Here is an 11662-nt window from a genome sequence, read left to right as displayed (position 1 = left end):
GTCGCGTTGACCGACACCCGCGAGCGGACGGCGGCGGGCGGCCCCTGCCACGCCATCTCCAGCGCGGAGGCCAGCCAGTGGGCCGCCTCGGGGTCGTCGTACTCCGGGAACGCCCCGAACTCGCCCCACCCGGCCGGCCCCTCGATCAGCGCGACCTCCCGCTCGGTGATGCCCCGGAACCGCACCCGCATGGGCAGGGCCACCACGTGGACACGGGCGAGCAGATCGTCGATCGACTCGGGGCCCGGTACGGATGTCATGGCTCCACGCTAACGTCGAACCCATGACTGAGCAGAGCGCCGGAGCACAGGACCAGGCCGCCAACCCCTTCGATCCCACGCAGTGGCGGGAGGTCGAGGGCTTCCGCAACGGGGTGGACCTCACCGATCTCACCTACCACCGACACGTGGGCGAGGGCCGGGTCAACGGGATCGTGCGCATCGCCTTCGACCGGCCCGACGTCCGCAACGCGTTCCGCCCGCACACGGTGGACGAGCTGTACCGGGTGTTCGACCACGCCCGCCGCTCCCCCGACGTGGGCACCGTGCTGTTCACCGGCAACGGGCCCAGCTCCAGGGACGGCGGCTGGGCGTTCTGCTCCGGAGGCGACCAGCGGATCCGCGGGCGCTCCGGGTACCAGTACTCCACGGAACACAGCGCGGACGTCGCGGGCGCCACCGCCGACAAGGTGGACGAGGCGCGCGTCAAGGCCGAGGGCGGCCGCCTGCACATCCTCGAGGTGCAGCGGCTCATCCGCACCATGCCCAAGGTGGTGATCTGCCTGGTCAACGGCTGGGCGGCCGGTGGCGGGCACTCGCTGCACGTGGTGAGCGACCTGACCCTGGCCTCCCGCGAGCACGCCCGCTTCAAGCAGACCGACGCCGACGTGGGCTCCTTCGACGCCGGCTACGGCAGCGCGTACCTGGCCAAGCAGGTCGGCCAGAAGTTCGCGCGCGAGATCTTCTTCCTGGGCCAGCCGTACACCGCCGAGGAGATGTTCCACATGGGCGCGGTCAACCGGGTGGTGGACCACGCCGAGCTGGAGAGCACCGCCATCGAGTGGGCGCGGCAGATCAACGGCAAGTCGCCCACCGCGCAGCGGATGCTCAAGTTCGCGTTCAACCTCACCGACGACGGCCTCATGGGCCAGCAGGTGTTCGCGGGCGAGGCCACCCGGCTGGCGTACATGACCGACGAGGCGGTGGAGGGCCGCGACGCGTTCCTGGAGAAGCGCGAGCCCAACTGGGACGACTACCCGTACTACTACTGAGCCCCGACCGGTGAGCCCGCGTTCGCCCATGCCCGCCTCCCGCGAGCTGCGCACCCTGGCCGTCCCCGGCGGGCCGGCGGTCGCGGAGGTGTTCCCGCAACTCGCCGACCTGCTCGCCGACCGCGGTCCCGCGCTGCTGCCCGTCCCGGCCGACGACCCGGCCCGGACGCGCCTGCTCGTGGACGCCATGCGCCCCGGCGAGCCGGTCGACGACCGCGCCGCCCTGGTGGTGAGCACCTCCGGATCGACCGGGACCCCCAAGGGCGCGATGCTCTCGGCGGCCGCGTTGGCCGCGTCGGCCGCGGCGACCGACGCCGCCCTCGGCGGGCCGGGCCGCTGGCTGCTCGCGCTGCCGGCGCACCACATCGCGGGGCTGCAGGTGATCCTGCGCTCGCTGCGCGCCGGGCACGAGCCGGTCGTCATGGACGTGACCGGCGGATTCGACCCTGCCGCCGTGCCCGCGGCCGTCGAGGCCTGCACGGGCACCGGCCCGGGGAGTGGCCCGGGCGGGAGCGGCCGGGCCAACACCCGCGCGTACACCTCGCTCGTGCCCGGCCAGCTGGCCAAGGTCCTCGACGAGGGACCGCCCGAGGCCGCCGCCGCGCTCGCCCGCCTGGACGCCGTCCTGCTCGGCGGGGCCGCGGCCGCGCCTGACCTGCTCGACCGCGCCGCCGACGCCGGCATCCGGGTGGTCCGCACCTACGGGATGAGCGAGACCGCCGGCGGGTGCGTCTACGACGGGGTGCCGCTGGCGGGGGTGGAGGTGGAGATCGACGACGACGAGGGGCGGGTCTGGCTGGCCGGCCCGCAGGTCGCCCTGGGGTACCGGAACGCCCCCGGCCACCCCGCCTTCGCCCGCGCGGGGTGGTTCCGCACCGACGACGCCGGGCGGGTCGGCCCCGACGGCCGGCTCCGCATCCTCGGCAGGCTCGACGAGGCGCTGAGTGTGGGCGGGCTCACGCTCCTCCCGCAGGCGCTCGAGGACGCATTCCGGCGGCACGCCGCGGTGGTCGACGTCGTGGTCGTCGGGATCCCCGATCCCCGCCTGGGCACGCGCCCGGTCGCGGCGGTCACGCTCCGGTCCGGGGCGACCCCCGACGAGTTGCGCGCGCACGTCACCGGGCTGCTCGGGGAGCGCTCCGCCCCCGCCGCCGTGGCCGTGGTGGGGGCGCTGCCGACGCTTCCCGGCGGCAAGGTGGACCGGCGGGCGGTCGCGGCCGGGTTCGTCGATGGGACAATCGCAGAATGACCCGCGAGCACTCCCGGTCCCCCCAGCGCCCCCGGGCGTCCGAGGACTCCGCCCACTCCCCCGCCGAACCCGCCGAGCCCCGGGGTGCCACCCTGGCCGACTGGCTCGAGGGCGCCCGCCCGAGGACCTGGCCGAACGCGGTCGCGCCGGTGCTCGTGGGCACGGCGGCCGCGGGGCTGGGGGGCGGTGCCGTGTGGTGGCAGGCGCTCCTGGCGCTGCTCGTGGCGTGGTCCTTCATCGTCGGGGTGAACTACGCCAACGACTACTCCGACGGCATCCGCGGCACCGACGACGACCGCGTGGGCCCGCTGCGCCTGGTGGGCTCGGGATTGGTCCGGCCGGCGACGGTCAAGCGGGCCGCGTTCGCGTTCCTCGGCCTGGGCGGGCTGGCCGGGCTGGTGCTCAGCGCCACGTCCGCGCCGTGGCTCATCGTGGTGGGCGTGCTGTGCATCCTGGCGGCGTGGTTCTACACGGGCGGCCGGAGCCCGTACGGCTACCGCGGGCTCGGCGAGGTGGCTGTGTTCGTGTTCTTCGGGCTGGTCGCGGTGATCGGCACGCAGTACACCCAGCTCGGGACGGTGACCTGGTACGCGGTGGTCGCGGCCGTCGCGGTGGGCAGCTTCTCGAGCGCGGTCAACCTCACCAACAATCTGCGGGACATCCCCTCGGACACCGAGTCGGGCAAGGTCACGCTCGCCGTCCGGCTGGGCGACTCCCGGACCCGGGGCCTGCACGCCGTGCTCGAGCTGCTGGTCCCGCTGGTGGCCACGCTGGCGCTGATCCCCGCCACCCCGTGGGCGCTGCTCGGGTTGCTCGCGATGCCGGTGGCGTGGAGGGCCAACGCCCCGGTCCGCGCGCGGGCCACGGGCGCCGGGTTGATCCCCGCGCTGACGACCGCGGGGATGGCGATGCTGGCCTGGAGCGTCCTGGTCAGCGCCGGGATGCTGATCTCGGCGCCGTAGGCGTCACCTGCCGAGCGAGCCGGGGGGGACGGCGTTCCACGCCGCCTGGATGCCGTTGTTGATCGCCAGCGCCGCACCGAGGATCGCGTCCTTGACCGGCTGCGGCAGGGGCAGCGCCTGGATGTCGGCGATGGAGATCGTGCCGGGGGCCGGCGCGGGCGCCGGACCCGGGGCGGGGACCTGCACGGGAGCGGGGACCGGGCCCGGGCCGGGGGCGGCCCCGCCACCGGTGACGGTCACGGTCGTGGTCTCGGTCCGCACGGGGATGCCCCCGAGAAAGGCGGTCGCCACGGGCTGATAGACGCCCGGCGTGGTGGGCACGCCCCTGATGGCGGTGGTGCGCGGGTCGTAGGTCAGTCCGGGCGGCAGGCCCCGGAAGCTGATGGTGGCCCCGGGCGGGATCGTGACGTGGTCGCTGATCCGGTTCTCCGTGTACACCCCGACCGGGAACGTCAGCGAGGGCAGCGCCGAGGGGGTGAGGTCCGACGCCTCGACCACGAGGGGCGCGGTCTCGGGCGCCTCCGCCAACCCCGACGCGACCCCGGCGCCGGCCATGGCGAACAGGGCGAGGGCGGACGCGGCTATCGGGCGGGAGATGCGCATTCGGGGCCTTTCGAGAGCGTGCGGCGCGGCGACTCCCGCGACCTTACGCCCACGGTAACGCACCCAGACGGTTCACCCCGGTGGGGATCTCACGCACTGAGATCACCACCGGGGTGGACGTGGTCACCGGCGACCTGCGCGGCCGCCGGGAGTCGGAGGGTCAGCCGCGGCCGTTGGCGACGGTCGGGCCGGGGGCCTGGACGGGCTTGGGGGCGCCCGCGGCGACGGTCGGGGCGGTCGAGCCGGACGACCCGCCCGTCGTCGTCCCGCCACCGTTGGTGGTCGATCCCGGCAGGGCCGGCAGGAGGGCGGAGGAGCCCGGGGTCGAGGACCCGCCGCCCAGGATCAGGCTGAGGCCGGCCAGACCGAGCAGTGCCGCACCCGTCAGGGCGAGTCCGGGGGCCAGATTGCCGAGCGAGCCGGTGTCCCCGGTGGTGGTCGACCCCGGGATGGAGATCTGGCCTCCGGTGGTGAGGTCACCGCCCGTGGTGCCGTTGGTGGTCGAGCCGGTCTGCCCACCGGTGTCGAGGAGCGAGCCCAGCGGCCCCAGGCTCTGGGTGTCGAGTCCGCCGGTGGTCTCACCGGTCACCTCGCCGCCGGCCGTCGTGGAGGACCCCGGGAGGTCGAGCGAGCCGGAGTCCGGCACCTCAGGGGAGTCGACGACGGGCAGCAGTTCCGGGCTGTCACCGGTCAGGCTGCCGAGGTCGATCGGGCCGCCCGCCAGGCTGGACAGCGGGCCCGTCGGGGTCTCCGGGGTCCCGTCCTCGCCGGGGGTCATCCCGCCCTGGCCGGTCGACCCGGCCGCGAGCTCCGCGGCGGATCCGGCGTCGCCGCCGAGCGAGGTGACGATGCCCAGCACCGCGCCGAGGATCGCGTCCGTGCCGTCGGAGCCGGTGGTGAGCTGGCCGCCCGCCTGGGCACCCGCCTGGGCGCCCGCCCGGGCCTCCGCCTGGGCCTCGCCGCCGAGGCTCCCCTCGACCGCGGCCGCCGAGCCCGCCTCGAGACCGGCCGGGGCGGTGCCGTCGGCGTTGTTGATGGTGAGGGTCACGGGGACCTGGACGGGCTGGTCGTTGCGAGTCCCGATGACCGTCACGGTGTACACGCCGGCGGCGGCGTTTCCGGAGATGACACCGTTGCCGTTGTAGGTCAGCCCCGCGGGCAGACCCGTGATGTCGGTGATCTGGACTCCGGCCAGCTCCCCGGCCCCGAGGGCGGCGCTGAAGTTGAAGGAGAACCCGGCGCCGGCGTTGCCCGCCGGGACGGTCAGCGCGACGGTCTGGACACCACCGCGCACGGTGGGGGCGTCGGGGGCGGCGACGACCATGCCGCCCACGAGGGCGACCGCCGCCGCGGCTGCGACGGGGGCGACGAGTCGACCCCGGACGATTCGACGAGGGCGGGCGAGGCGAGCACGCATCGGCTGGTTCCTTCCGGAGGGTTCGGATCGCTCACTCCACGTATTCGGGAGCGCAGACCATTACCCGGATAACCCTAACCCCACGCGCACCAGCTGTCTACTTCTGTCACACAAGTCTCATAGTCACCATTAGTCCCCATCGTCACATACCCCTGGGGGTTCAACGGCGGCGGGTTCCCGCACCCGCACGACAGCGGCCCGGCCCCCCGGAGGGGAGCCGGGCCGCGTAGAGGTCCCGTCGGGCAGCCGTCAGGCGTCAGGCGCCGGGGGTCGGGACGCTGGTCGGCAGCGCCACGGTGCCCGTGCCGCCGGGTGCACCTGCCGGACCGGACGGGGTGGAGGCAGCGGTGGAAGTGGAGGTGTGGGTGACCGCGCTGGTGCTGCTGCGCACGACGGTCCCGGTCACGGTGGTGATCGGGGTGCCGGATCCGTCGACGATCACGGTGACGGGCGGCAGAATCATCTCCCCGCCGAGGATCGAGGTGCACAGGGGCCCGGCGAACGACCCCGTGTCCCCGAGGAGGGCGGCGCCCCCGCCCTCGCCCGCCACCACGTCGAGGAGGTTCGGGAACGAGCCGAGCGCCGAGGTGACCAGGTTGATGACGGCGGTCGGGATGCCGGAGATGCCGAAGAGCGGGTAGAACTTGGCGACCGATCCGCCGAGATCGGGGAGTTCGCAGACGCCGTCGGGCTCGGGGACCAGGTCCCCGACGCTGGTGTCCTCGCCACTGCCGGAGTCGAGGCTGCCGGAGTCGAGGCTGCCGGACCCGGAGGAGCCGTCCTCCTCCGAACTCCCCTCCGCGCTGCCACCGGACTCGCTGCCGTCGGACAGGCTGCCCTCGAGGCTCCCGCCCTCCAGGGAGCCCCCGTCGAGGACGCCCGACCCGGCGGAGCCCGACCCGGGGCCCTCGCCCTGCGCGTTGACGACCGGGACGGCCAGGGCGAGCAGCGTGACCGTTGCCGCGGAGGCGGTGACTACCTTGCGAACGAACATGACGAGAGGACCCCTTCGATGGCCACGGACGCTGTGACGCGCCGCCGATCGGGGCGCCTGCTATCGGTAGGAGGACTCTAACCCGGCCGACGGCCCACCGTGTGCACCTTTCGGCAGCGCGCCCTGCCGGCCGTCACCCGCCGGTCAGTCGCCGGCGCTGCCGGTGCCCGAGGTGAGCAGTCCGAGCAGCGCGGCGGGCGCCCCGCCGACACCGGCGGCGCCGGTGGTCGTCGCTCCGGTCCCGCCCCCGGCCTCCCCGGAGGACTCCCCTCCGAGGAGGGACGGCGCGAGGGTGCAGAGGATCTGCCCGGCCGAACCGAGGTCGTCCGTCGAGCCGCTCTCGCCGAGCACCGACGGCAGCAGGGTGAGCACCGCGTTGAGCACCACCATCACGAGACCGGTCGAGGCCCCCTCCTCGTTGCCGAGGACCAGCGGCAGCAGCTGCGAGACCGAGGCGCCGTCCACCCCGCCGTCCCCGAGGACCGCACACAGGTCGGGAGCGGGACTCTCGTCGTCGTCGCCGGTGGTGTCACCCGGATCTGCGTCACCGAGGGCCGCGACGCCGGGGGCCGCGGACAGGGTCGGATCGGCCGCGGTCGTGGTCGTGGTCGTGGTGGCCGGATCCGAGGCGGGCCGCGTCGTCGGCGTCTCCGCGCCCCGACCCTCGGTGGTGGCGCCGTCGACGGTCTCGTCGTCCGCGGCGGGCGCCGCAGCGGTGGTCGTGGGGGCGGCGGTCGTCGTGGCGGCCGCGGCGGCGCCGGGCGCGCCGGTCACGGTGATCGTCACCTTCTCCGACTTGGACACGCCGCCGTTGGAGACGGTGATCAGCACGTCGTAGTCGCCGGCGCGGGAGGGCGTGCCGGAGATGACCCACCCGTCCTGGGTGAGCCCGTCCGGGAGGCCCGTCACCTGGACGGTCGTGCCGGCGGGGATGGTGCCACCCGCGGCCTGGGCCACGACCGGCTCGAGGTCGAGGTCGACGGGCACGCCGAGGGCCATCTCCTGCGGGCCCGCGTTCTGCGCCAGGAGGATCTCGCCGGCGGACACCTCGGTCGGTGCGGACACCGCGACCACGGCCCCGCCGCCGACCACGGCGAGGACCGCGAGGGCGCCACCGAGGGCGAGCGAGCTGGTGCGGGGGGCGGAGCGGTGCGAGCGGCGCAGGAACATGGGATCACCTTGTCGTTCGAGGGCGGGGCACGACCGGGCCGCGCCCAGTCACATGAGCACCATACGTCACAAAATTCACATGAGCCACAGATTTCGTCGTGGTGTCCGAGGCTGTCCCTACACTCGGGCCGGACCCCACGCCCCAGGGAAGGACCCCGGTGACCCCAGCTCCCGAGATCGCGATCCGAGCCCACGGCCTGCGCAAGACCTACTCGCACGGGCGGGTGAGGGTGCGCGCGCTGGACGGGGTGGACGTGGCGCTCGACAGGGGGCGCTGGACCGCCGTCATGGGGCCGTCGGGCAGCGGGAAGTCCACCCTCATGCACTGCCTGGCCGGGCTCGACACCCCGGACCACGGCACCGTCACGATCGGGGACACCGAGGTCACCCGCCTGGGCGACGCGGGGCGGACCCGCCTGCGGCGCACCCGGGTCGGCTTCGTCTTCCAGTCCTTCAACCTGGTCCCCTCGCTCTCGGTCCGCGAGAACATCGTGCTGCCCGTGCGCCTGGCGTTCCGCCGCCCCGACGGACGCCGCCTCGACGGGCTGGTCGGCGAACTCGGGATCGGCGACCTGCTGCGCCGGCGGCCGCACGAACTCTCGGGCGGGCAGCAGCAGCGCGTGGCCATCGCCCGGGCGCTGCTGCCCCGCCCGGACGTGGTGTTCGCCGACGAGCCCACGGGCAATCTCGACTCGGAGTCGGGCGAGGCGGTCCTCGGGCTGCTCGGTGCGTGCGTCCGCGACCACGGGCAGACGGTCGTCATGGTCACCCACGACGCGCACGCCGCCGCGCACACGGACCGGGTCCTGGTGCTGGCCGACGGCCGGATCGCCGACGAGCTCGACTCCCCCACCCCGGACTCGATCGACGCCGCGATGCGGGCCGCCGGCCGCCGCCCGGCCACGGCGTGAGCCCCCGGCTGGTCCTGGGGCAGCTGCGCGCGCACGCGGGTCGCTACCTCGGCACGATCCTGGCGATCGCCGTGGCCGTCGGGTTCGTCCTGGCCTCCGTCGGCGTGCTGCGCACGATGTCCGCCAGCGCGGAGGCCACCTTCGGCATGCGGTACGCCGACACCGCCGTGCTCGTGCAGAACCTCGGCGACCGCACGTCGGCGGGCACGGAGGCCGCGCGCGGGGAGGCCGCCGAGGCGCAGCGGCTCGGTCTGGAGACCATCGCCGCCACCCCGGGGGTCCGGGCCGTGACGGTGGATGCGCAGACGTACGTCCGGGTCCGCGTGGACGGACGTGCCCAACAGATGACGACGACCACGGTGCTGTCCACCGATGACGGCCTGCGGTGGCAGCCCCTGGCATCGGGGCGCCTTCCCGGCGGGCTCGGCGAGGTCGCCGTGCGCGCCGACTCCGGGCTCCCCCTGGGCGCGGCCTTCGAGGTGCAGCCGGCCGGGCGCGGCGAGCCCGGGACCGTGACCGTGGTGGGCCTGTTCGACCTCGCCGGGCAACCCGATCTCGAGGCGTCGTTCCCGCTCTACGCCGTGGACGAGCAGGTCCAGCTGTGGTCCGCGGACGGCGCGGGCGGGGACGTCCGGGTGGCCGGCGACGGATCCGTCCCCGACCCGGTGCTCGCCTCACAGATCGGCGCGCGGCTCGCCGGGATCCCCGGGACGTCCGCCGTCGAGGTCTCCACCGGCGCCGCCGAGGCGGACGCCCTGGCGGAGTCGTTCGTCGGGGGCCGTGACGTCTACGCCCGGGCCCTGCTCGCGTTCACCGTGTTGGCCGTGGCGGTGGCCGCGCTCGTGATCGCCACGACCTTCGCGGTGGTGTTCGCCGCCCGGGTCCGCGAGACCGCGTTGCTGCGGTGCCTGGGCGCCTCCCGACTGCAGCTGCGCGCGTCCGGGATGGCGGAGGCGTCGGTCGTGGCGGTGGTGGCCACGGCGATCGGCCTGGCCCTGGGCCGGGTCGGCGTGTCGCTCGCGTCACGGGAGGCGCCTCGCCTCGGCGTGACCATCCCGCTGCAGGAGGTCACCGTCCCCCCGGCCGCGTACGCGCTCGCCGCGGCGGTGGGGGTGGGAGTCACCCTGCTCACCGCCCTGCCGGCGCTGTGGCGGGCCACCTCGGGCAGCCCCCTGGAGGCCCTGCGCCCGGCGGACGTCCGGCCCGACCCGTGGTGGCGCCGGGCGGCGATGGTCGTGGGCGGCGGGGCCGTGGCGCTCGTCGGCCGGGCGGGGATGATCTCGGCGGTGGACTCCCGGGCCGTGGTGGAGGCCGGGGCGTGGGGCGTCCTGACGTTCCTCGGCGTGCTGGCCGTGGTCGCCGGCGCCCTGCCCACGCTGCTCGGCGCGGCGGGAACGGCGGTGGGCGTCCTCCTCGGACCGATAGGACTCCTCGGCGCGCGCAACACCGCCCGGAGCCCGCGCCGCACGGCCGCCACCTCGGCCGCCGTGCTGGTCGGGGTGACCCTCACCGCGACCATGGTCACGGGGATCGCCCTGCTCGGGCCCGCCATCCAGTCCCGGCTGATCGACCGCGTCCCGCTGGACGTGGTCGTCACCTCGCCCGACGGCGTCCTGCCCGCCGAGCTGCCCGCGCAGCTGGCCGGCCTGCCCGGGGTGGCGGACTCCCTCGTCGTGGTGGACATGTACGCCGAGGACGCGCAGGGGCGGCGGACCGTCCTGCGCGTGGCCGACCCCGCCCGGGTCCGCGCGGTGCTCCGACGCGACGTGGTCCTTCCCGGGCCGGGCGAGATCGTCCTGCCCGAGTCCTCCCCCGTGGCCGCCGACGCCCGCGACGGCGACACGGTCCGGTTCACCTTCTTCTCCGGCGACGACGGGCGGGACCTGGTGGTCCGCCGGTCCGCCGACCCGTGGGCGCTCGCCGCCCCGGGCAGCGTCCCCGGGTGGCCCGTCGCGCAGGCGCCGGACGGCTCGCCGTGGCCCCCGGACGTGGAGGTGCCCGCGCAGTTCGTCCCGCGCACCGAGCAGTGGCTGCGGATGGACGAGGGGCTCGAGGGCGAGCGGCTCGAGTCCGCGCTTGAGGGGGTCCGCTCCACCGTCGTGGGCGCGGGGCCCTCGTTGGCCGTCACCGAGAGCTTCGCCTCCCGCGAGCAGATCGCCGGGTCCGTCCGGACCGTGCTCACGTCCAGCTCGCTCCTCCTGGCGGTGGCCGTCGCCCTGGCGCTCGTGGGGGTGGCCAACACGCTCACGCTCGCGATCCGCGAGCGGAGGCGGGAGATCGCGCTCCTCAGGGGTGTCGGCGTCACCCGCACCGGCGTGTGGCTGATGCTCGTCCTGGAGACCCTCGCGGTGGCGACCTGCGCCGCCGCGCTGGGAGTGGCGCTCGGCGCGGCGTTCGGCCGACTCGGCGCGGACGCCCTCGTCGGCCCGGGGACGGCCGGTAACACCGCCGCGTCAGCGGGCGATCTGGTGGTGGTGGGGGTGGGCGGGGTCCTCGCCGCGCTCGCCGCCGCGGCGGTCGCCGGGCTGGGCGCGGTCCGAACCCGGGAGACCCGGCACTGACGTCCGGCGGGATGCCCCTGCGTCCCTGCGGTAGCCAACCAATGACAGAACTGAGACACTATCGTTATGCGAAATCGGCTGCTCCTCTCCGCCGGCGCGCTCGCGCTGGTGGCCTCGTCGTGCGCACAGCCGGACCCGCAGATCCTCTCCGACGCTCCGCGGTCCGCCACTGCCACCGAACTGACGACGTCGACCGAGTCGCGAGATCGTGAACCCCAGCAGGGCCGGTTCATCGCCCGGTGCGCCACGGAGGCCGATGGCGGGACGCCGGGGATGACCTTCTTCACCGACGGCACCCAGAACGTCACCGATCACTGCCTCAGCCGCTACTACATCGGCGTCCAGCCCGCGCCCGGCGCGCTCTACGTGGCGGACGAGGACGCCGGGGCCTACGCCCCGACCCGCGGCACCGAGGACACGTCCGGGACCTCCGCCGCCCAGTGGACCCCCGCCCAGCCGCGCACGGACGCGGGCCCCCGCGACCCGCTGCTCGACGGGCCCGACGGCCGCGAACCCGGCACCGGC

General features: G+C 75.2%; 9 protein-coding genes and 2 pseudogenes. 6 read left to right on the top strand and 5 right to left on the bottom strand.

Annotation, left to right across the window (positions count from 1 at the left end):
* Window positions 1-260 (bottom strand): annotated as a pseudogene (locus B4M60_RS00615) (O-succinylbenzoate synthase); the annotation flags it as partial.
* A gap of 23 nt (window positions 261-283) precedes the next feature.
* On the opposite strand from B4M60_RS00615, the gene B4M60_RS00610 reads away from it, so the two are divergent.
* From B4M60_RS00610 to B4M60_RS00600, 3 genes are read left to right on the top strand one after another with little or no spacing between them, the layout of a single operon-like run.
* Window positions 284-1270, top strand: a complete 987-nt coding sequence (locus tag B4M60_RS00610; protein WP_291079426.1) for a 1,4-dihydroxy-2-naphthoyl-CoA synthase — start codon at window positions 284-286, stop codon at window positions 1268-1270.
* Between the two features lie 28 nt (window positions 1271-1298).
* A complete protein-coding gene (menE, locus tag B4M60_RS00605) occupies window positions 1299-2519 on the top strand; it encodes an o-succinylbenzoate--CoA ligase (RefSeq protein ID WP_291079425.1) in 1221 nt (406 codons plus the stop codon).
* On the top strand, window positions 2516-3481 hold the full coding sequence (locus B4M60_RS00600) for a 1,4-dihydroxy-2-naphthoate polyprenyltransferase (RefSeq protein WP_291079424.1): 966 nt from the start codon (window positions 2516-2518) through the stop codon (window positions 3479-3481). Before menE ends, B4M60_RS00600 begins: the two co-directional genes overlap by 4 nt.
* 3 nt (window positions 3482-3484) lie before the next feature.
* Here B4M60_RS00600 and B4M60_RS00595 read toward each other — a convergent pair whose 3' ends face one another.
* The 4 genes from B4M60_RS00595 to B4M60_RS00580 all read right to left on the bottom strand — a co-directional run bounded on the left by B4M60_RS00595 (window position 3485) and on the right by B4M60_RS00580 (window position 7665).
* The gene (locus tag B4M60_RS00595) at window positions 3485-4084 is read right to left on the bottom strand and encodes a putative Ig domain-containing protein (protein WP_291079423.1); all 600 of its coding nucleotides are present in this window, start codon (window positions 4082-4084) and stop codon (window positions 3485-3487) included.
* A 160-nt stretch (window positions 4085-4244) separates the two neighbouring features.
* A complete protein-coding gene (locus B4M60_RS00590; protein WP_291079422.1) occupies window positions 4245-5501 on the bottom strand; it encodes a hypothetical protein in 1257 nt (418 codons plus the stop codon).
* A 256-nt stretch (window positions 5502-5757) separates the two neighbouring features.
* Window positions 5758-6495: a hypothetical protein gene (locus B4M60_RS00585; RefSeq protein WP_291079421.1), complete on the bottom strand. Its 738-nt coding sequence runs from the start codon at window positions 6493-6495 to the stop codon at window positions 5758-5760.
* Window positions 6496-6639: 144 nt separating this feature from the next.
* Window positions 6640-7665, bottom strand: a complete 1026-nt coding sequence (locus B4M60_RS00580; protein ID WP_291079420.1) for a hypothetical protein — start codon at window positions 7663-7665, stop codon at window positions 6640-6642.
* Between the two features lie 158 nt (window positions 7666-7823).
* On the opposite strand from B4M60_RS00580, the gene B4M60_RS00575 reads away from it, so the two are divergent.
* The 3 genes and pseudogenes from B4M60_RS00575 to B4M60_RS00565 all read left to right on the top strand — a co-directional run.
* Window positions 7824-8576: an ABC transporter ATP-binding protein gene (locus B4M60_RS00575; protein WP_291079419.1), complete on the top strand. Its 753-nt coding sequence runs from the start codon at window positions 7824-7826 to the stop codon at window positions 8574-8576.
* A complete protein-coding gene (locus B4M60_RS00570) occupies window positions 8573-11137 on the top strand; it encodes an ABC transporter permease (protein WP_291079418.1) in 2565 nt (854 codons plus the stop codon). The genes B4M60_RS00575 and B4M60_RS00570 overlap by 4 nt, the downstream gene beginning before the upstream one ends.
* 66 nt (window positions 11138-11203) lie before the next feature.
* Window positions 11204-11662, top strand: a pseudogene (locus B4M60_RS00565) (hypothetical protein); the annotation flags it as partial.

The organism is Dietzia sp. UBA5065, assembly GCA_002415925.1.
Taxonomy (GTDB): Bacteria; Actinomycetota; Actinomycetes; order Mycobacteriales; family Mycobacteriaceae; genus Dietzia.
The sequence above is the reverse complement of the archived record's forward strand: the minus strand, read 5'-3'. Positions and strand labels throughout refer to the sequence as shown.